20 protein-coding genes are annotated in these 21808 nt (G+C 39.9%); 1 reads left to right on the top strand and 19 read right to left on the bottom strand.

Translation table 11 applies throughout. The features are described 5' to 3' along the window. Positions 1-13: 13 nt before the first annotated feature. The 7 genes from ezrA to NMM26_RS03850 form a co-directional block, all read right to left on the bottom strand. Complete coding sequence (ezrA, locus tag NMM26_RS03880) at positions 14-1741, bottom strand: septation ring formation regulator EzrA (protein ID WP_254753716.1); 1728 nt, start codon at positions 1739-1741, stop codon at positions 14-16. A gap of 81 nt (positions 1742-1822) precedes the next feature. Then, entirely contained in the window at positions 1823-3769 is a 1947-nt protein-coding gene (gene gyrB, locus NMM26_RS03875; protein ID WP_049534471.1) for a DNA topoisomerase (ATP-hydrolyzing) subunit B, read from the bottom strand. A gap of 14 nt (positions 3770-3783) precedes the next feature. Next, complete coding sequence (locus tag NMM26_RS03870) at positions 3784-4347, bottom strand: HAD family hydrolase (RefSeq protein WP_025171434.1); 564 nt, start codon at positions 4345-4347, stop codon at positions 3784-3786. Between the two features lie 85 nt (positions 4348-4432). Beyond that, positions 4433-4987 (bottom strand): DJ-1 family glyoxalase III, encoded by a 555-nt coding sequence (locus tag NMM26_RS03865; RefSeq protein ID WP_000241393.1) that lies wholly within the window; start codon positions 4985-4987, stop codon positions 4433-4435. Between the two features lie 10 nt (positions 4988-4997). Beyond that, on the bottom strand, positions 4998-6221 hold the full coding sequence (locus NMM26_RS03860) for an FtsW/RodA/SpoVE family cell cycle protein (RefSeq protein ID WP_000830649.1): 1224 nt from the start codon (positions 6219-6221) through the stop codon (positions 4998-5000). A gap of 36 nt (positions 6222-6257) precedes the next feature. Then, positions 6258-8708 (bottom strand): bifunctional DnaQ family exonuclease/ATP-dependent helicase, encoded by a 2451-nt coding sequence (locus NMM26_RS03855; protein ID WP_254753717.1) that lies wholly within the window; start codon positions 8706-8708, stop codon positions 6258-6260. Positions 8709-8906: 198 nt separating this feature from the next. Further along, on the bottom strand, positions 8907-9836 hold the full coding sequence (locus NMM26_RS03850; RefSeq protein ID WP_000411191.1) for a peptidase U32 family protein: 930 nt from the start codon (positions 9834-9836) through the stop codon (positions 8907-8909). A 139-nt stretch (positions 9837-9975) separates the two neighbouring features. On the opposite strand from NMM26_RS03850, the gene NMM26_RS03845 reads away from it, so the two are divergent. Beyond that, positions 9976-10263 carry a DUF3270 domain-containing protein gene (locus NMM26_RS03845; RefSeq protein ID WP_153223472.1) on the top strand — a complete coding sequence of 96 codons (288 nt, stop codon included), beginning with the start codon at positions 9976-9978 and terminating at the stop codon, positions 10261-10263. A gap of 33 nt (positions 10264-10296) precedes the next feature. Here the strand turns inward: NMM26_RS03845 and ciaH are convergent, their stop codons facing one another. The 12 genes from ciaH to metG form a co-directional block, all read right to left on the bottom strand. Continuing rightward, complete coding sequence (gene ciaH / locus NMM26_RS03840; RefSeq protein ID WP_254753718.1) at positions 10297-11631, bottom strand: two-component system sensor histidine kinase CiaH; 1335 nt, start codon at positions 11629-11631, stop codon at positions 10297-10299. Next, entirely contained in the window at positions 11621-12295 is a 675-nt protein-coding gene (gene ciaR, locus NMM26_RS03835) for a two-component system response regulator CiaR (RefSeq protein ID WP_254753719.1), read from the bottom strand. The genes ciaH and ciaR overlap by 11 nt, the downstream gene beginning before the upstream one ends. A gap of 108 nt (positions 12296-12403) precedes the next feature. After that, entirely contained in the window at positions 12404-14950 is a 2547-nt protein-coding gene (locus NMM26_RS03830) for a M1 family metallopeptidase (protein ID WP_254753720.1), read from the bottom strand. Between the two features lie 121 nt (positions 14951-15071). Next, positions 15072-15512, bottom strand: coding sequence for an ASCH domain-containing protein (locus tag NMM26_RS03825; protein WP_000193673.1), 441 nt, complete (start codon positions 15510-15512; stop codon positions 15072-15074). Continuing rightward, positions 15454-16356: a putative PEP-binding protein gene (locus NMM26_RS03820; RefSeq protein ID WP_001245835.1), complete on the bottom strand. Its 903-nt coding sequence runs from the start codon at positions 16354-16356 to the stop codon at positions 15454-15456. Before NMM26_RS03820 ends, NMM26_RS03825 begins: the two co-directional genes overlap by 59 nt. Next, positions 16334-16474 (bottom strand): hypothetical protein, encoded by a 141-nt coding sequence (locus NMM26_RS03815; RefSeq protein WP_000354300.1) that lies wholly within the window; start codon positions 16472-16474, stop codon positions 16334-16336. Before NMM26_RS03815 ends, NMM26_RS03820 begins: the two co-directional genes overlap by 23 nt. Before the next feature lie 10 nt (positions 16475-16484). Next, positions 16485-17183 carry a 3-oxoacyl-ACP reductase gene (locus NMM26_RS03810; protein ID WP_000167120.1) on the bottom strand — a complete coding sequence of 233 codons (699 nt, stop codon included), beginning with the start codon at positions 17181-17183 and terminating at the stop codon, positions 16485-16487. Continuing rightward, entirely contained in the window at positions 17176-17412 is a 237-nt protein-coding gene (locus NMM26_RS03805; protein ID WP_000141914.1) for a DUF2829 domain-containing protein, read from the bottom strand. The genes NMM26_RS03810 and NMM26_RS03805 overlap by 8 nt, the downstream gene beginning before the upstream one ends. A gap of 100 nt (positions 17413-17512) precedes the next feature. Next, positions 17513-18439 (bottom strand): aldo/keto reductase family oxidoreductase, encoded by a 927-nt coding sequence (locus NMM26_RS03800; RefSeq protein ID WP_001269441.1) that lies wholly within the window; start codon positions 18437-18439, stop codon positions 17513-17515. A 74-nt stretch (positions 18440-18513) separates the two neighbouring features. Further along, on the bottom strand, positions 18514-19329 hold the full coding sequence (locus NMM26_RS03795) for a hypothetical protein (protein ID WP_000738387.1): 816 nt from the start codon (positions 19327-19329) through the stop codon (positions 18514-18516). A gap of 3 nt (positions 19330-19332) precedes the next feature. After that, complete coding sequence (locus NMM26_RS03790) at positions 19333-19653, bottom strand: PadR family transcriptional regulator (protein WP_000665421.1); 321 nt, start codon at positions 19651-19653, stop codon at positions 19333-19335. Between the two features lie 132 nt (positions 19654-19785). After that, positions 19786-21783 (bottom strand): methionine--tRNA ligase, encoded by a 1998-nt coding sequence (gene metG, locus NMM26_RS03785; RefSeq protein WP_001291399.1) that lies wholly within the window; start codon positions 21781-21783, stop codon positions 19786-19788. Positions 21784-21808: the final 25 nt, after the last annotated feature.

Genomic DNA, 21808 nt, shown 5'->3' with positions numbered 1-21808 from the left:
CTTTTTTATTATATTAGAAACGAATAGTCTCACGTGTCTTTTCGTATGAAGTCACAAAACGGTTAGTTACACCAGGTTCTGCAACTTCCAAAGCTTGCGAAATCTTATCAAATGAAGCATGGTAATCAAATTCTTTTTCAAAAATTTCTAATGATTCATTAAAGGCTTCTTGAATTCGTTCATCAAATGAGCGGTAACGGTTCGAATACTGTAGTAATTGTTCTGTCAACGTTGCATATTGAACAATATTATAAGTTTCTTCTTCAAGTTCTTCCATATCATTTGTTGTAATTTCGAGCATCCGGTTCACAGCTTCGATATTGACCCGAGCTTCTTCTAGTTCAGCCATCAACTCTTCAGTATTGTTACTTGCTGTAAAGAACAACTGTAAGAAATTCTGAGGAATACCTGGAAGATTGCGTTTTTCCATATATCTCTTAATTGTGTGAAGACGATTAACATAAACATTTGCCTTTTGGCGAGCATTGATATCATCTTTTTCAATCTGAGCAAGACGTTGACTAACTGCAACTTGTTCATCTTCAATTTCTTTCAAAGTCGCTTGTAAGTTTTCTAAACGTTCTTCAAGCAATGAATAAGGCTCAGAATGTTCCTCTTGTTCAGAAGTTAACTCCAATACTGATTCTTCCAAAGACTCTAACTCAGCTTGTAATCTGTGAACATGACTAACATCCGTTTCAGATAGTAGGTAATTGTTACTCAATCGTTGAATATCTTCCACTAAAACAGCATTACTATCTTTCATGTGTTTCAAATATGTAGGAAGTGTTGCAACTAAACCTTCTACTACTTTTTGAGCAGCGATTTCTCGTGTAAAGATATCATAGAGTGCATTGATTTCTTCTTGAACTTGAGTATTTTCATACTCAGCATTATCCAACTCTAATTGTGCAATATTTTCGTGGTTTTTCTTCAAAGCTTCATAAAGCAATTGGAAGCGAGATTCAATATCCGTTTCAGCAAAATGATAGTTAGCATCTAAAAGCTTACGGTAACCATCCTCCAAATCTTCCAATTGATCAGGTAACTCTTTAGATAATGTTTTTACAATCGCTGGCAAGCGGTCAACAATATGACTCAAAGCTAAGATATGGTTTTCAGCATTGTCCAAAATCACAGCAGCTTCTACTGGGTCACCTGAAGTGTTTAAAGTAACAAACTGAGAAAACTCTGATTGGATATTTTCCAATTGTTTCTCAATTTCAGATAAACCTTGGCCATATTCTTCAGAATGATCAGCCACTCGGTGTTGCAACTCTTCAAACAAGTCCAAGGTATGCAGAACACGTCCACTATTTTTAGACTCTTGTTTTTCCAAATCTGCCAAGGCATTACGAATTGCCGCAATATCTTCTTCAATCAAGGTAATTTGACTCTCGATTTGGTCAATTTGATGACTGGCCTTGAAAAAACGGAATGAGTTGTTATAGCCTTCTGCCTCAAAAAGATTATTTTCGATATCGGCAAAAGAGTTAAGAGATAGATCAACCCATTTTTGGTTCCATTCACGGAAAGTCACTTGACTTTGTCCAATCAAGTGCATATTTTTTACAGCTTCGACTTCATCATTAACCGGAAGATTGTACAGCTCTTCTTTTTTCTCTTCTAAAATTGCTAATTTACTTTCATTGCGTTTCCGTACATAAATTGCTATAGCATATGAAATCAGCAATATAATTGCAATTGCAATTATAAGATATACTACTAGACTACCAGACATATTAAACTCCTTTTTAACTTGAAACAATCGTAATGATTATATCATATTTTTTAGACCAAGGGAACTACTTCTCCCGATTTTTTAGACATCAAGTGTACTATAGACGGCATTTTCTTCGATAAATTCACGACGAGGCTCTACTCGATCCCCCATCAACATATCAAAGATTTTATCTGCTTCTGCAGCATCATCCACAGAAACTCTAGCCATCAAGCGGTGTTCTGGATCCATGGTTGTTTCCCACAATTGGTGGTCGTCCATTTCACCTAGCCCCTTATAACGCTGAATGGTCGGTTTGGTACGACCTTCACTATAACGGGCTAAAGCTTCTTGGAGTTTGATTTCTTGATCTGCACCTGGCTGGATGTATTCTTTAATCTCGCTTCCAACCTTGACACCATAGATTGGTGGTTGGGCAATATAAACATAACCAGCTTCTAGGATTGGTTTCATATAACGATAAATCAAAGTTAAAAGAAGGGTACGAATGTGGGCTCCATCGACATCGGCATCGGTCATCAAAACGAGTTTTTGGTAACGAGCTTTTGAAACATCAAATTCTGCGCCAAATCCTGTTCCCATCGCGGTGAAAAGACTACGAATTTCTTCATTAGCAAGAATCTTATCCATACTTGCCTTTTCAACGTTCAAAATCTTACCGCGAATTGGAAGGATAGCCTGGAATTCACGGTTACGACCAGATTTGGCTGATCCACCAGCTGAGTCTCCTTCGACGATGAAGAGTTCCGTTTCAGCAGGGTTGTTAGAAGAACAGTCTGCTAGTTTCCCTGGGAGGTTGGAAATTTCCAAACCAGATTTTTTACGAGTGACTTCACGCGCACGCTTAGCAGCCACGCGAGCTTTAGCAGCCAAAATTCCTTTTTCAACGATACGTTTGGCAATCTGTGGATTTTCCATGAGGAAATCAGAGAAAGCATCACTGAAAAGGCGATTGGTAATCTTAACCACTTCGCTATTTCCCAGTTTGGTCTTGGTTTGTCCTTCAAACTGTGGATTTGGGTGTTTAACTGAGATAACTGCAGTTAATCCTTCGCGGACATCTTCCCCTGTTAAGTTGTCTTCATTGTCTTTAAGCAACTTATTCTTACGAGCATAATCGTTGATAACACGTGTCAAGGCTGTACGGAAACCTTGTTCATGCGTTCCACCTTCATGGGTATGAATATTGTTTGCGAAACTCATGACATTTTCATGGTAACCCGTTGTGTACTGCATGGCTACTTCAACCGTGATATCATCCATCTCACCGTCTGTGTAAATTGGTGTATCAAAGATTACATCCTTGTTCTCATTGATATATTCAACGTAGCTAGCAATCCCACCCTCATAATGGTAATGCTTGGTTTGTTCCAAACCTTCACGCTTATCTGTGATTGAAATTTGAAGACCACGATTTAAAAAGGCTAACTCTTGAATTCGTTTATTTAATTTATCGAAGTCAAATGTTGTTGTTTCAGTGAAGATTTCTGGGTCCGGTGTGAAGTGAACTGTTGTTCCCGTTTTATCCGTATCTCCAACCACCTCAAGGTCTGCAACAACATGACCACGACGGTATTCTTGATAATGAATCTTCCCGTTTTTGTGGACATGAACGTCTAATTGAGTGGAAAGGGCATTAACTACTGAAGATCCCACTCCGTGAAGACCACCTGAGACCTTGTATCCGCCACCGCCAAACTTTCCTCCAGCGTGCAGGACAGTAAAGACGGTCTCAACGGCAGGTCGACCTGTTTTTTCCTGAATATCTACTGGGATACCACGCCCATCATCGACAACAGTAATCGAATTGTCTGGCTCAATAAAAACTTGAATATGGCTGGCAAATCCTGCCAAGGCCTCATCAATTGAGTTATCAACAATTTCCCAGACTAGATGGTGAAGACCTTCTTTTGAGGTTGATCCGATATACATCCCTGGACGCATACGAACAGCCTCTAAGCCCTCTAAAACTTGAATTTGACTGGCATCATAATCCTGTGCCTGCAGATTTTTGATTTCTTCTGTCATCTTATTCCTTTTTCTTACATGTCTAATACTTGTCTTAAATTCACGATACTGGTTAACAAGTGGGTAGCTAGTCCAGCAGCTTGCCCTGCTTCAATATCAATCGGCCGATCACCAATGACTAAGCCAGAGCTAATCTGATACTTTTCTCTTAAATAAATCATGGACTCAGGATCTGGTTTTCTCTTAAAACCTGAGCTAGAAGTCACCACTTCTGTAAAGTAGGTTGCTATAGAGGTTTTTTCTAAAATTTCCAAGACCTGATCATTTCGATGAGAGACCAGAAAATGACGCCCACCTTGATTTGAAATGTCTTCCAATAAGTCAGAAACTCCTTCAAATAAAATAGGGTGTTCAAGCTCTCTGGCTTCATTTTCCTTGTACTTTTCTAAAAAATGTTCTAAGTTGGGAGCGAAAGTCTCAATCGCAAAATCAGTAGAAACCTTTAAAGCTTGATAGACTCTGTCATGATCTTGTGTGATACCATACAGCGCTAATGTTTCAACAAATGCAGCTGTTGAAGTTTCATAATTATCCAGTAAAGTTCCACCTAAATCCCAGATATAATCGTGATATTTCATAGCTTTCATTATACCATTTTTTCGTTAAAAAAGCGATGATTTCCCTGAGTTTTCCACATAAAAAAACGAGAGGTTAACTCCCGTTTTACTGATTTTTACCAAAAACATCTCGATAGAGCATTCCGGTTCGTAAACCCTCTGCATCTCCGCCTAGTTGCTCCACCAACTCATAGGCAAAGGCAAGAGCTGTCGAGGGACCTCGACTGGTTGTCAAATGACCATCTACCACTACTGTTTCCTTGACGTATTGCCCATCAAGGATTTGCTCTTGAACACCGTCATAACAAGTGTACTGCTTGTTTTTTAATACTCCTGCTTGATTGAGGGCAATCGGCGCCGCACAAATGGCTGCCAGTTTCTTTCCTTCTTGCTCGAAGCTTTGCAATTCTTGAATCAAGGACTGGTTGTCACGCAAATGTGCAGAACCTGGCATCCCTCCAGGAAGGACAATCATGTCATAGTCTGATAAATCACCATCAAAGACACGATCTGCTCTGACTTGGATTGCATGCGAACCTGTCACTTGCTCTTCAAATCCTACCATATCACAAGTAATTTTTGCACGACGCAAAACATCCACAACTGTCAAAGCTTCAATTTCTTCAAAGCCCTGAGCTAACATAACTGCTACTTTAACCATGATTTTCTCCTTATTTGATTTGTTTTAATACAACCTTTTTCCGCTTGAATCGGACTTTTCCGCTCTTTTCTTCAGCTAAGTTTGTCTGGTAACTCATCGATAAAAGCAAGCCAATACCAATCAAGTTACTGATAATAGCCGATCCACCTTGAGAAATGAACGGTAAGGGGATCCCAGTCAAGGGAAGCAATCCAGTAACGGCACCGATATTCTCAAAAATGTGGAAGAGCAACATCATAATCAAACCTGTGGAAATATAGGTGTAGAACTGGTTGTTTGATTTAAGAGTAATCTTTAACATACGGTAAATCAGCATGAGATAAAGAGCAATAACAAGAACAGAGCCAATAAAGCCAAAATCTTCTGCAATGACCGTGAAAATCATATCCGACTCTCGAACTGGGATAAGCAAATTAGAAGCATTAAAACCTTGACCAAATAAGCCACCACTCCCAATCGCGATTTGCCCTTGAGCCTGCTGGTAAGTGGTAGTTTGGGCAAAGTCAAATGGATTGAGCCAAGCCAAAATACGGTTGATTTGGTAGGTCGGCATTCCCAGTTGATGGAGAAAAGCCCGACCGTCCTTACTGATAAAAATGGCTAAGAATCCAGCAACTCCTGTTACAGCAGTCACAAATACTGGAATAATAATTTTCCAAGAAACTCCTGATAGCAAGACGATTCCTGAGAAAATAGCCACAAAAACCAAGGCCGTCCCCAAGTCACTTTGAAGTGCTAAAAGAACTAGGACTGGAATGGTAAAGAGAATCATCCAGAAAATCAATAAGAAGTCCAGCAGAACTGTACGTCTCCATTCCTTATGTTTTTTGGTAAACTGGACAATGACACGAGCCAACATGAGGATATAGGATATCTTCATAAATTCTGACGGCTGGAACAAGGTAACACCATTTACCGATACCCAGTTTTTGGCACCTGTTGATGCAACTAAGCTTGGATTATAAAAGACAATCGGCAAGACCATGAGTCCCAAGCCTAAAATATACAGAAAGGGGGTCACTTTCCAAAGAAATTCTGTATTAAAGAGCATGACGATAAAACCAATCACAAGCCCCAAGGCAATCCAGGCGACCTGCTGCCCTAAAATGGGCAGAATATTGTTTGGATAATCATGACTAACGGCTATGTAGATAGCCACTACGCCAATAACCAGTAGAAAAAATACTGGCAAGAGCAAACTATAATCGACTCTAGAGTCGAGAGAACGTTTCATATATACTAACCTTATACTTTCATACTATACTATTTATCAAAGCTCATTTAAAAATTCATCAATAGTCTCATCAACTTCGGATTGAGAGACGGTTTTAACAGTCGCTTCTTTTGCTAGAGATGCTACTATTTGTTTGCCATATCGCTTTCCGACAATTCTCCTATCCAAAATGAGAGTTAAGGAACGTTGGTGTTCGCGTCTCATACTTCTTCCCAAAGCCTGTTTTAAACGAATAATAGCCATTGGCAACTGATAATCATAAAAGGCATTTTTTCCTTCTTGAATCAATTCCTGATTGATTTTTTTCGTCAAGGGCTCTTGAGGATTTTGGAAAGGAAGTCTTGGTACAACTTGAATCACAAAAGGATGGCTTGAAAAATCCACTCCCTCCCAGAAACTTGCTGCACCAAGCAGGATTTTTTGTTCCCCTTTTTCAAAGCGTTTCTTCAGTTGATGAACATCGCCATTTTTATACTGGGCCAAATGGCTAACTGGAAGTAAATCCGATACTGCTAGAAGCATGTCTTTAGCGGTAAAGAGAACCAAAATCGGTTGCTGGAAAGCTTGAACATCCATAAGCAAATCAGCTACCTCTTTGGCATAGACTTCTAAGGAAGTTTCTGTCACCAGAGGGAAATCTTTGACCAAGACCACTTCTTGGTCCTGTTTTCTACGAGCTTCAATCTTGACAAATTTGGCTTCAGGATAGCCTAAAAGGTCGGCCAAAGAAACTCTCTGACTAATCTCAAGAGTAGCCGATACACCCAAGACTTGGCATGAATTAGGTACTAAAGAGGACAGAAGAATACGTCCTGATTTCGTAGAAGAAATCTGAATTTTCTTTTGACTCGTTTCAGTTGCTTCAAGCCAGTAATCTCGTTCAGCTGTAAAATAGCGAACCAAATCCTCAAAGCCTTCTACTTCTAATTCTGAAAAATACTGGTGTAGATTGGCAAGAGAATCTAAGATATTTTTCTTAGATTTCCCAGACTGAAATTGTTCAATCAAGTAGAGGCACTCAAAGCGAATACTTTCTAGTATTCGTTGCTGGACCTTATTTTTCTCGTCCAGCAAAGCCTTATCAAGCAAATCGATAATAGACTGGATATCGTGAGTCTGTTGAAGCAGATTTTCTAGGGCCAACAAAACTTTTTGGACTTCATCAATAATCAATAAACGGTCACTGACAAATTCAGGATTATCTTCAAGTCTGGTTACAAGATAGGCATGATTGGTTACTAAAAGCTTGCAGGTTTGTGCATTTTCTTGACTACGTTTCCAGAAATCTTCCGTCACAAATAAGCTCTGGGATGATAAATTCCCGTCATGACGAAGGCCTGCTAGAAAATGTTGGTAACGGTAAAGTTGCCCGATTTCATCCAAATCTCCTGTCTCTGTCTCTGTCAGCCAGACCAAGAGTTGCATTTTAAAGCGTCTAAATAAGCGATTTTCATCATTTTCCTGCAAGGAACGATAAAAGGCATCCAACTTCAGATAATTGTGTGGTCCCTTTAAACTATGAATATCTATATGGAACACTTCATTGAGACGTTTACCTTCTTCTTCCATGATTTGATTTTGAAGAATCTTTGTCGGAACACTAAGGACAATTTGTCGCTCTTTCATTTGAGATAAAGCGGGCAAGAGATAGCCATAGGTTTTCCCAATCCCTGTCGGTGCTTGAATTAATGAGACAGGCTCATCTTTCAATAGCAAGCCAACCTCTTTAGCAAAACTTTCTTGCTCCTCCCTCACTTCAAGATTCAATAGAGAAATATTTTTAGAAAAATCTTGAGATAGTTTTCGTGGCTCATTGGGAGCTGCAAGTTTCTTGAAATATAGTCCTTGAACTTCGACCAAGTCTAGTGAACTCAGGATAGATTGGCTGCGATAAATTTCTTCAATAACCAGGTAGGACTCGTATAGGAGGTCATCAGCCATTTCCAGCAAGCGTTCCAAGAGTCCTTTAGGAAGCTGGGCCATCTTTTTTCGTAGAAATAAGAGTAATTCCGCAGTAGCTTGGGCATCTGAAAGGGCTGTGTGAGCGTGTTTTAGAGGAATTCCTAATTCTCGACACAATATCGGCAAACTATATTTTTCCAGTTTAGGAAAAAAGACCTGAGCCAATTCGACCGTGTCAACACGAGGATTTCTTAGTTCATAGCCTTCAAAAAATAAATTTTCCGCCAAGAGATTGGCATCAAACTGAACATTATGGGCTACAAAAATCCCATCCTCCACCAAGTCAAAGATTTTTCTAGCAACTTGCGAAAAATCAGGTGCTTGCGCCAGACGTTGGTCTGTCAATCCTGTCAGTTCTTTTATATGAGCATCCAAGGGTTCATGTGGATTGACATCTGTCGTATAGTGATCGACGATTTTTCCATCCTCAATCACGACAATTCCCACTTGGATAATTTTAGCCTTACTACCTGTGCTAGTTGCCTCTAAATCCACCACAACATAGCGATTACCAATCGTTTTCATTATAAAAAATTATACCAAAAAAAGGGCCATTTGGCACCTGCAAACATGGGATAATTTTCAAACTCGAGAAGGTTACTTGTATTAAAAATTCCAGCAAACAGAGCATCCTAGCCTACTAATTCTTTGAAAATATTGGAGAATAAGAAAAATTGAGAGAAGAAATGTTTGCATCTTCCTTCTCTCAACGAATCATTTACTTTATTTAACCATGTCAGGATCGTAGTCATAAAATCCTGTATCAAGGAAACGGTTTTTAGGGTGAAGTTTACGAACTTCTTCATCCAGCAAGAAGGCTTGGTCATGGCTAAAGTTACCCTCTTGAATCAAGCTACGCGCTTGGATAAAGAGTTTTGCAATCTCAACAAAGTTCTGACCAGGTGTATAGAGACCTTCTAGTTTCCAGTGAGTAAAGCCATGTTCCACCAATTCTGTCAATTTGGTCATCAAATCAAGGTCATTGTTGGCAAAGATGTGGGTCCCATGATTGTCTTCAAAAATGGAATAGTGGCTCTCTGGGTCACTTGGCTCAGCCAAGAAGAGGTCACGCTTGCGCGTCTTTTCGTCATCGATATGTGTAAAGTTATAATAGTTTTGCAAGAGAGGACGCTTAGAATGGTGAATAACGCTAGCTCCGTAAACCAAAACTTCAGCAGGAATTTCCAAAATCTCTGGCATTTTGAAGAGTTCAGCAGATGGAATTTCACGCGCCAAAACAGCCTCAGATGCGCCAGCCTTTTGTCCCCAGAAGTTAATCTGGCGACTGCTTGTCACCATAGTTGAAGCATCATAGATGGTCTTAAAGGAATAACCATCGCGGTTGACAACGTAAAAGACACCTGCATCCCCAATCGTAATGTAGTCTGTCTTGATTTCTTCCAAGAAATCAAGGAATGGCTTGATACGATCCATCATGTCTTGGTGCATGAGAGCATTAACCGCAACGATCAATTCCTTACCAGCATCATGAACCAACTTAGCGATTTCACGCAATTGGTCATAACTAAAGGTCGTTGGCAGACGAAGGCCAAAATCTTTCTCACCGACATAGATACGGTCTACGCCAGCTTCGAGCAGTTGTTTAACTTGTTCAATACTTTCAGCAGTTGCTGTAATGATAATCTTTTCCATAAGAAAAATTATACCATATTTCTGGAAAATCAGCCATTCTTTAAAAATGAAAAGGTACTTTATTCTTTTTGTAACCTTTCTGTAATAATTCTCTGCTGAAAAAATGATAAAATAGGTATGTACTGTTAAGGAGAGAATAATGCCCGTAAGAAAATTACAATCCTATGAGGTAGACTATCAAGAAGAGTTAAACCAGCAGGTTCCTCGCTATCAAGATTATACACCTGAAGCGCAGTCTGATGCCAATCTCAAGGAAATCCTATTTTTTGTTAATATCGCTGTTTTTTGTATCTGTATTGCTATCTTTAGTTTTATCTTTTTAGCATTAAAATTATCAACTGCTCTTGCCTTTGCTGCAGCAATCGGATCCAGCTTACTTGTTTTAAAAGTCCAACGCTCTATTATCAAACGAAAACGTAGAAGATAAATCCAAAATATCGCCCCATCTGGAGCGATATTTTTATTTTTTCTTTTTAGATGGTGTGTGGATGGCTATTTTCACTTCAAAGATTGTTCCCTTGGGTTTATTATCTTTCACAGTAATGGTTCCTTTTAAGGCATCTACAATTTGCTTGGCCAGAGATAATCCTAAACCAAAACCACCTTTTTGACGGGTTCTAGCCTTGTCTACTCGATAAAAACGGTCAAAAATTTTCTTCTTATCTTCTGCGGAAATACCAACTCCGTTATCAGAAACAAGTAAATACAGATTTCGATCGGTCGCTGAAATCATAAAATCAATTTCACCATCCTCCTCTGTATATTTGATGGCATTATCAAATAGGATGGTCATCAGTTGTTTTAAAAGAAGCTGATCTGTGACGATCGTTCGATGGATGCGATTTTCAAAACGGAAGACACGGTCATTTTCCGAAGCAATCATCTCATAGTTTGTGAAAGTCGTATTGAAAAAACTGGTTGGAACTTCTGCAAGTTCCGGCTTAATCCCATCATCTCTACGAGCCAAATTCAACAAGTTCGTCGTCAAAAAACGCATATTTCGGACTTCTTCCAAACTCGATGCAATGCTTTCACTCACATCCATAATGGTAGCTTCCGGCTTACGAAAAAGAGTCTCTAAGCGATTTTGCAAAACTGCAAGTGGAGTTCGTAACTCATGACTGGCATTTTCCACAAAGGACTGTTGCTTCTGCATGCTCTCAAGCAGGGGCCGAACACTGACCCTAGCTAGATAGAGACTGGCAACTAAAGACAGAATCCAGAAACTTGCCATCACAACCACAATCAATTGCTCATGCTTTTGACTGGCCTGCTCCAACTGACTGGTATTAATCAAGACAGCCGCATACTTGATATTGGTTGAAACCGAACTAATATTGGTTTCCATCAATATCATGCGATAGATTTCTTCCTGTCCATAACTATTAAAAACCTGAATCTGATAGATATGGCCTAGTTCTTTCTTCTCTAACTTAATCTTATCCAAGCCCAAAAATCGATTTCCAGAAAGGAGCTGGGTAAAATTCTTATCAAAAAGAATAACCTCCGTATTGGAGCTTACATTGGGTTTTACCTCAGCCTTGCTAGTATCTGTAGCGGCATTCTCTAAATCTTTAATCTCTTCTGTTGCCCTATTTACTGCCAGCTGAATAACTGCCTGAGGATTGTTACTCAAACCATGGAGCGTATCATCCACCGAAGTATAGAGACTCGAGTGCATGACCTGTAAAATAATCAAGGTCATGGTGGAGAAAATCAGAGTGAAGACACCAAAGTTGCGGATAAAATAACTAAAGTCATCCGCATACCATGTTTTTTTTAGTTTACTGAACATCTTTTAAAATATACCCAACACTGCGCAAGGTTTGCAAATTCTCTGCAAAAGTGGTTCCTTTTAATTTCTTACGGACTTTTGAAACATAGACTTCGACAACCGAAATCGTTGTATCACTATCAAATCCCCATAAACGATCAAAAATCTGAGTCTTGGGCAAAATAACATTTTGATTTTGCAGGAAATAAACTAATAAATCAAACTCTTTGCCCAGCAATTCGACAGGAGTATCTTCAACCTTAACGGTATTTGTTGACAAATTAACTACAATATTTCCATAAGATAAGGTGTTTTCATTAAATTTACCTGAACGTTTGAGAAGGGCTTGAATCCGCATTTTGAGTTCTTCTAGGTAGAAAGGTTTAGTCAGATAATCATCTGCTCCCAATTCAAATCCATGTCCCTTGTCATCCAAACTTTCCTTGGCAGTCATGATCAGAACTGGTGTCGTAATTCCTTTTTCACGCAATTCTTTCAAGACTTGGAAGCCATTTTTTTCAGGCAACATCAAATCGAGCAAAATCAAATCATAGACTCCACTCTCAGCTTCGTAGAGACCTTCTTCCCCATCAAATACCTGCATAACATTCGCAAAATCGTCTAAAAAGTCAAATACTGAATTTGACAGACCTAGGTCATCCTCAACCAATAAGATTTTTATCATGAGAAACTCCTCCTTATTAAAACCATTATACCAAATTTGCCTTAAAAAAAACTCAACTCTCTACATTTTACATGAGATAGCTGAGTTTTCTTTTTATTTTTGTCTTAATTATTTAGTTCCGTATTGAAGAACAACTGCTTCGACTGCAGCTTTTTCACGGTTAATCAAGTCAACACGCGCTGCAATTTCCTTGATTCCCATACCGATGTTACGGCTAAGAGCAAGGTCAGAAAGTTGTGGTTCAAAGAATTCCTTGTATTCCGCCAAGCGTTGCTGAGTCTTAAATACATGCGCTGGAAGGATAACAAAACTATCAAAGCTCATATCTCCTCCAAGGGCTGCCTTAATCCAAGCCCAGTTTTCACGAGCCCAAGACCATGCTGTTTCCTGAGTTGCTTGATGGCTTAAGAACTGGAAGTACCAAGCAGACAAGTCTTGTGGTTTGACCACAAATTTGTCCTTCCAAGCAGCAATCAAGTTTTGGATATTATCCGCATCTGTACTGTATGCAAGAGCTGCTGCCAACTGGCGTTTAAAGACAGCATCTGTTGCGTGAGTATAAGTATCAAGATAAAGTGCTAACAAGTCTTTAGTCTCATGATGTTTCATCTCATTGATCAGAACTTGTGAGCGAATAGCTGCTGGAAGTCCTGCAAGATTCTCCTTGTGAGCCGCGAAGATTTGGCTAGCGACTTGGCTAGCTTCTGCATCATTTGAGCGAATCATCATAGAAACAGCCAACTGACGAACCAATTCATCCTCATCTGATTCACCATCTTTAGCTTCAAAACCAAGACGGTCATAGTTGTGACGAGCCAATTTAGCAACCAAAGCTTTGAAGGCTCTTTCAGCTTCTGTTCCTTCATCGATAAAGCGCTCAAGGGCAGAAATTACTTGAGAAACAGCTGAAACGACAAGGTAAGATTCTTCTTTAGCAAGTTTATCAAGGACTGGAAGCAAGTCTGCATAAGAAATGTGCCCTGCTTCAGCAAGCAAACGACGTTCTTGAACGATCTGCAGTTTACTTGTGTTATCAAGCTCAACTAGGTCAGCAAGAACAGCTTCTAACAAGTCTCCTTGATAGTCTGTAATATAGTGGGCTGTATTTTCAGTGTTGAGACGAAGAGCTCCTTCATTTTCAGCTAGAAGCGCAGCATAGCCAGGAATTTCGATGCTTTCAGTTTCGAGAGTATCTGGTAGTCCTTTCCAGTTACTATTGAGTGGCACCACCCAGAGACGGTTCTTATCTTCGTGCTCACCGATGAAGAATTGTTTTTGTGAAATCTTCAAGACATCATTTTCAACTTTGACAGTGAGAACTGGGTAACCAGGCTGTTCCAACCAAGAATCCATAAAGGCTGCAACATCACGGCCTGATGCTTGACCAAGGGCATTCCAAAGGTCACGACCGATGGTATTTCCATATTGATGTTTTTCAAAGTAGGCATGCAAACCTTTAGCAAAATCAGCATCGCCGAGCCAACGACGAAGCATGTGCATGAGGCGACTTCCTTTGGCATAGACGATAGCTCCGTCAAAGAGCGTATTGATTTCATCTGGATGTTTAACTTCGACGTGGACAGACTGAACACCATCAGTCGCATCGCGTTCAAGAGCGTGAGGCACTCCACCTGTTTGGAAGTCTTCAAAAATATTCCAGCTTGGCTCAATGGCATCCACACAGACGTACTCCATCATGTTAGCGAAGCTTTCATTGAGCCAAAGGTCATCCCACCATTTCATAGTAACGAGGTTCCCAAACCATTGGTGAGCCAATTCATGGGCCACAACAAGGGCAACTTGTTGACGGCTAGCAAATGTTGAGTTCTCATCCACAACCAAGTAAACTTCACGGTAGGTCACAAGACCCCAGTTTTCCATAGCACCAGCTGAGAAGTCAGGAAGGGCGATATGGAGAGATTGAGGGATTGGGTACTTAACTCCATAGTAATCTTCGTAAAACTCGATGGAGCGAACGGCAATATCCAAAGAGAAATCAAGGTTAGAAAGTGGGTGAGCTTTGGTTGAGTAAACACCTACAAGGGTCCCATTTTTAGTTTTAGTGGTCACACCTTGCAAATCACCGGCGACAAAGGCTAACAAGTAAGAAGACATGCGAGGTGTTGTCTCAAACTTCCAGATACCTGTTTCCTTACGGTTTTCCACTTCGATTTCTGGCATGTTAGACAAGGCTAACTCACCTTCTGCTTGGTCAAAACGTAGAGCAAGATCAAAAGTTGCTTTGGCTTCTGGCTCATCCACACATGGGAAAGCTTCGCGTGCAAAATGGCTCTCAAATTGAGTAGACAAAACTTCCTTCTTGACTCCATCAACTGTGTAGTAAGATGGGTAAATCCCTGTCATGTTGTCTGTAATTCTTCCTGAGAAAGCGATAACCACTTCAACTTGACCTGCTTCAGCAAGTTCAATATGAAGGGCTTCATTGTCATGGTCAACTGTAAATGGGCGAGCTTGACCTGCAACTTCTACAGTGGCGATTTCCAAGTCTTTTTGGTGGAGGGAAATACGGTCACTCTGTGCTTGACCAGTGATAGTCACTTTCCCTGAAAAAGTCTTGGTCTCACGACTCAAGTCTAAAAATAAATCATAATGTTCAGGAACAAATTGCTTAATAAAATGTTCAACTGCTTGCATAGTTTTCTCCTATCTAAGTTTAAGAGCTAGAGCTCTTCTTCAAACAAACTTATTATATCATGTTTTGCTTAAGAAAAAAGGATTGGACGATGATTTACAAAACTTTCTTCCTTCTAATAGCCTACAGTGGGTAGACCTTGCGTAATTCTTCTAAAACAACCTTACTGTCAGGCGTAAAAGTTAGTCCTGCCTCTCTCAGCCACTCAGCGAAACAATCCTCATGAACCTGATGCCAATAGGCTAGGGTTTTGTCACCTTCTCCTTCCTTAAAGGCATGGTCAGCAGAAACTTGATTGAAGGGTTCAACAGAAACCTTTGTAATTTCGATAATGCAGACAGCTTGATTTTGACTGTCTAAAATGATGTCAAAGGTTCCTTCTCGCGGAAGGGATTCATCATCAATTGCATAAAGGTCATAGGCTGAAGCGGTTGCTGTCTTTTCACCTCTTAGAACTAAATCTGCCAAGAAATCGGCATCTACTCCAAAAGCCCAGGCATCGATTTCATCTCCGATAGAAGGATTGATTTCCTTGTATGCATTCCACATTTCTTGCTGTGTCATGGGTGCTCCTTTGTAATTTTTTACTTTCTTCTTTTATGTGTTTAAGATGGTCTGGATGGTCAATTTCTAAATCAAAAATCTCTGGAATAGAGCTGTAATGGAGGATGCATTCGATACCCATCTGATTCATTTTTTTTATGAAAGAAGTATTCAGATAGCCTGCTACAGCAAAATCAATCTTTTTCATCCTTGCTTTATCCTGCATCTGTCTCAACATATCTAACATTATTGGACTTTCCATATCATGCCATTGACTGTTTCTCACAGTCGCAAAAACAAAAGAAGTCAAATCATTCATTCCAACTACAATCTTTGAAATACCCGTTTCCAGTATGCTGTCTAAGTCAAAATACGCTGACGGTAATTCAATCATAGTGCCAATTTTCCCAGTAAAACCATGCTGACGCAATACTGTGATAGCTTGCTTTAACTGCTCAGCATCATTGACAAAAGGAAAAATAACAGACAGATTGGGATTGTTTTGATAAACTTCTGTAACGACATTTGCTTCAGCCTGAAATTCATTCGGACACGCCAGTAAACGCCTAGTTCCTCTATATCCAAATAAGGGATGCCCTTCGTCAAAAAACTCTTTAGTTCCCTCTAAACAATTGGCTTCTGTATTCGTTAATTCAGAAAAACGATACCAGATCTCCTCACCTGAGTACAAGGAACAGATAATATCTAGATAATCTTTTACAAATTGCTGACAACTTGCTAATATGATGTTTTGGTTGAGCTCTCTCAACAAGTATTCCCCACGAATCATTCCAATGTGGTGAAATAGTTGTGGGTAAACTTTTTCAAGAATTTTTTCTCCACTAAGAGCAAGTTGGTTTCTCATCATTCACCTTCCAATTCATATAGAAGGTCTTGTCCAATTCTGGAAATCCTAATAATTCAGACTTAACCTTCAAGACTAACGGCGATGCATTTTCTTCTGTGATCTCTTGAATATCCATCCAACTCCTCCTACTTCAAAGACCATCCGCCATCTATTGTCAGAATTTGTCCTTGCATGGCACTCGCTTTCCCACTTGCTAAGAAAAGGCTAATCTCTGCTATTTCCTCTGGCTCAATCCAGCGCTTGATTGGTGTTTCACTCGCCACCCAGTCTGCTAAGCCACCTGGTTCAAAGTCGTCAGCTGTCATAGCTGTCTTGACTGCTCCTGGAGCGATACCAAAGACCTGAATCCCAGTTTCAGCATAGTCTAGAGCCAACTGCTTGGTAAATCCAGCCAAGGCATGCTTAGATGAAGTATAGGCGTGACCACCACCTCCTGCTAGATTTGAAGCAATGGAACACATATTGATAATGAATCCTTTTTTATTCTCCAACATTTTGGTCAAATAATAGCGAGTCAACTCTACTGGAGTAACGTAGTTGATTTCAAAAATCTCTTGAATTTCCTGCGCTGATTGTTCCAACAGTGGTTTGTAATCATCCAAAACTCCGGCAGTATTGCACAAAATATCTACCTGAGGACACCAGTCAAAAATAGGCTCCAAGTCCAAGGTCAAATCTCTCTGAAAAAAGTGGAAATCACCCTCTAAGAGTGGATTTTCACCTTGGTCAACTCCATAAACTTGAAAGCCATTCTCTAAAAAGAGGCGAGCTTGTGCTAGGCCGATTCCTGAACTCACTCCCGTAATCAATACACGTTTAGTCATTCACTTCTACCCAATCTGTCGCCAAAACATCACAAGGTGTCGGACTCCACATGGAAAAGCCTTCTCCCTCCCCGGAAACGTTGATTAGGAAATAAGGTGTTACTTCAAGTGCAACCCCGTTTTGTTCAATGGTGTCAAAAAGTTGGACATAGTTTTCAGCACCTCCCCAACCAGTTCGTACATATTTTTTCTTAGCCTTTAACCCAGGTAGAATTTCTTCAAATGTCATGTTTTTCTCCTTTAATATCAATAATTCTCCCCTTCATTATAACAAAAAAACCGCTTTGAAACGGCTTTTTTGACTGTGATTTATTTAAATCTGCTTCTACTTACGGCAAATTATTCCCTGCTGCAAGATAAATTTCATACCATTCTTTTCTTGTTAAGCTAAAGTTTGCCGCTTGGCTAACTTCTCTCAAGTGCTTAGGATTTGTTGTACCTACGACTGCCTGCATTTTTGCTGGATAACGCAATATCCAAGAAATAGCAATAGTTGAAGAGGTTACTCCATATTTAGTAGCTAAACGATCAAGTACTTGATTTAAAGCTTGAAATTTCTCATTTCCAACAAAATTCCCTTTAAAATACCCAAATTGTAAGACAGACCATGCTTGAATAACCACATCGTGTAATTTGCAATATTCAAAAATGCTGCCATCTCGCATAGCTGCTTGACTATCTTCCATATTAACATGAAAACCTGATTCGAATCCTGGAGTAAAAGCCGCACTCAATTGTAGCTGATTAACAGCTAACGGCTGCTTGACATCTTTTTTAAGTAACTCCATCATCATAGGATTTTGATTAGAAACTCCAAAATTTCGAACCTTACCTTGTTTATAAAGGAGATCAAAGGCTTCTGCTACTTGGTCAGATTCCATCAAAGCATCTGGTCGATGAAGGAGCAAGCTATCTAGATGATCTATCTTCAATCTTTGCAAAATTCCGTCAACTGATTTTATAATATAGTCCTTAGAAAAATCAAAATAGGTAAATTCTTCAATGCGAATGCCACATTTTGACTGAATCCACATCTCTTCTCTTAAATCTGGACGATTTTTTAGGACAAGACCTAATAGTTCTTCACAACGACCACGACCATATATATCAGCCAAGTCGAAAGCATTGATTCCAACAGACAGTGCTGTTTCTACAAGCTCTTCAACTTCTTTTACAGACTTATCTTCTATTCTCATCATTCCGAGAACAATTTCTGATAATTCTTTGTCATCTTGACCAAGAGTTATGTATCTCATCAAATTTGTCTCCTTTAATTTCTAACATTCTTCCCTTCATTATAACAAAAAACCGCTTTGCAACGGCTTTTTGACTATATTTCACTCCATTTTATCTTCTTAAACCCACGGAACAAGAGAAAAATACCAATAAAAAGAACAGCTAAAGGAATGAATTTTGTAAGGAAAACATTTGAAATTCCCATCCACTTATAGTAACGAAGCAGAGAACCTACCACAAGATGGGCAACAATCATACTGACAAAGGGACGAAAGACCGCTTCTTTCCAATTCCAAATACTGATGACTAGAGAAAGCGTAAAAACAAGGAAACTATCCCAGGGAGCAGGAAGATAAAAGGCTCCTTCTTGTATGAAACTTCCCATTCCTACATATCCTAGAACGACTAGCAGAACAAGAATTCCAACGACAATATAAGTGCCAATTTTCATCTTAGGAGAATCTTGGACTAGCCCCCAACGTAAGATTGTGGCCACAAGTCCAAATCCAATCAGAAAAAGAAGAAGTTGCCCTAAAAATGTGAGCAAATTGACTGTTAAGAGAGAACCTTTAGAAAAATCACTTAGTAGTTGATAATAACGTAATACCGCTAGGACAAGAATTGGCGTCAAAAGGGACTCCTTGATAGAACTGCGAGGTGCTTCCTTGAGCATCTCTTTCATTAATTTTTTAGGATTCTTACCTAGATAATCCTCTGCACTCATTCCGTCTCGTTCTGCTTCTGAGAAATCTAACATCATCAAATAGATCTGCTCTCTGAGGTAGTCCTCATCATAGAGAAATCCAGCAAGATTAAAACTATCCCACAGTTCCTCAAAATACTTTTGATTCTCCTCAGAAAACTCATGTAGCAAAGCGCTTGTTTCTTCATAATACTTCATTTTCTTCATGGTTTACCCTCCATTCTTAATTCCTTCTACTTTTTGACTCAAATCGTCCCATTGTTGCCAAAAGACCGAGACACGATCTTCTCCTTCTTTCGTTAACGAAAAATACTTCCGATCTGGACCATCTGGCGACGGGCGCATGTCGCCTCTTATCCATTGATTTTTTTCTAACTTTTGCAACAAAGGATAAATAGTTCCTGGAACGATAGTATCAAATCCAGCCTCTCGCAAAGTCTGAACCAACTCATAACCATATCGCTCTTTTTGACCAATCATATCCAAGACACAACCTTCAAGAACACCTTTTAATAGTTGAGTTTCTTTCATCCCTTCTCCCTTCTAATCTATTTGGTAATACCTACTAGTGACTTCATCTATAATATACCACTTTCACACTAGTTTGTAAAGCATAATAGTTAAATAAAAAACAGAACTAGCATGAACTAGTCCTGTATACTTTTACCCAATCACACTTCCATTCGGTACAGCTGAGTCAACTGTGAGAAGGGTTAATTTTCCATCATGTTCAGCTGATAGGATCATACCTTGACTGACATATTTCTTCATCATCTTACGAGGTTTGAGATTGGCAACGATTTGAACTTTCTTGCCGACCAATTCTTGTTCATTTGGATAGTATTTTGCAATTCCTGAGAGGATTTGACGGTCTTGACCATCACCAGCATCCAAGCGGAATTGGAGCAACTTATCTGAACCTTCTACTTTAGACACTTCTTTGACTTCTGCGACACGGATTTCCACCTTATCAAAGTCTTCAAACTTGATTTCTTCCTTGTTTAGTTTGAGTTCGACTTCGTCTGGGTTCCATTCTTTTTCAACGGCTGGTTTATTACCTTCCATTTGTTCTTTGATATAGGCAATTTCTTCTTCCATATCCAGACGTGGGAAGATTGGTGTTCCTTTGGCAACTACAGTCACATCTGCAGGGAAATCAGCCAAGTTCAAGTTTTCAAGGCTAGAAACTTCTGCTAGACCCAGTTGAGTCAAGACTGCACGACTGGTTTCCATCATAAACGGTTCAATCAAGTGAGCTACAACACGAAGGCTGGCTGCCAAGTGACTCATGACACTTGCCAATTGGTCACGGAGTGCTTCATCCTTAGCCAAGACCCATGGAGCTGTCTCGTCTATGTATTTGTTAGTACGTGAGATGAGGGTCCAGACTGCTTCAAGCGCACGTGGGTAGTCAACTGCTTCCATATGTGTATGGTAGTCAGCGATTGATTGTTCTGCAATGTCAGCAAGGGCATTGTCAAATTCAGTCACGCCTTCTACATATGCAGGGACTTGACCATCAAAATATTTGTTAATCATGGAAACCGTACGGTTGAGAAGGTTTCCAAGGTCATTGGCCAATTCGTAGTTGATACGGCCTACATAGTCTTCTGGAGTGAAGGTTCCATCTGAACCAACTGGAAGGCTACGCATGAGGTAGTAACGAAGTGGATCTAGTCCATAACGCTCTACCAACATTTCAGGGTAAACCACATTCCCTTTAGATTTAGACATTTTACCGTCTTTCATGACGAACCAACCGTGAGCGATCAAACGATCTGGCAATTTGATATCTAACATCATAAGAAGGATTGGCCAGTAGATTGAGTGGAATCGAAGGATGTCTTTTCCTACCATGTGGAAGACTGTGCCATTCCAGAACTTGTCAAAGTTACCATGTTCGTCTTGACCGTAGCCAAGAGCTGTCGCATAGTTAAGAAGGGCATCAATCCAAACGTAGACAACGTGTTTTGGATTTGATGGGACTGGAACACCCCATGTAAAGGTTGTACGAGAAACAGCCAAATCCTCTAAACCTGGCTCGATAAAGTTGCGCAGCATTTCATTAAGACGACCATCAGGGGTGATAAACTCAGGATGAGATTTAAAGAATTCTACCAAACGATCTTGGTATTTGCTGAGGCGAAGGAAATAAGACTCTTCTGAAACCCATTCAACCTCGTGACCTGATGGTGCGATACCGCCCGTTACATTTCCAGATTCGTCACGGAATACTTCCGCAAGCTGGCTTTCTGTAAAGAATTCCTCATCTGAGACTGAATACCAGCCAGAGTATTCACCCAAATAGATGTCATCTTGAGCAAGCAAGCGCTCAAAGACCTGTGCGACAACTTTTTCATGGTAGTCATCAGTTGTACGGATAAATTTATCGTATGAGATATCGAGTAATTGCCAGAGTTCTTTAACTCCAACTGCCATCCCATCAACATAAGCTTGAGGTGTGATGCCAGCTTCTTCTGCTTTCTGCTGGATTTTCTGACCGTGCTCATCAAGACCTGTAAGATAAAAAACATCGTAACCCATCAGGCGTTTGTAACGCGCTAAGACATCACAGGCGATGGTTGTGTAGGCAGATCCGATATGAAGTTTACCAGATGGATAGTAAATCGGCGTTGTAATATAAAAATTCTTTTCAGACATAATATTTCCTTTCCAGGCTAATGAA

It is taken from the genome of Streptococcus sp. CF7_Ac1-8 (assembly GCF_024295435.1).
In the GTDB taxonomy this organism is placed as follows: Bacteria; Bacillota; Bacilli; order Lactobacillales; family Streptococcaceae; genus Streptococcus; species Streptococcus mitis_AP.
Note: the sequence above shows the minus strand (reverse complement) of the source record. Positions and strands in the feature narration are given on the sequence as shown.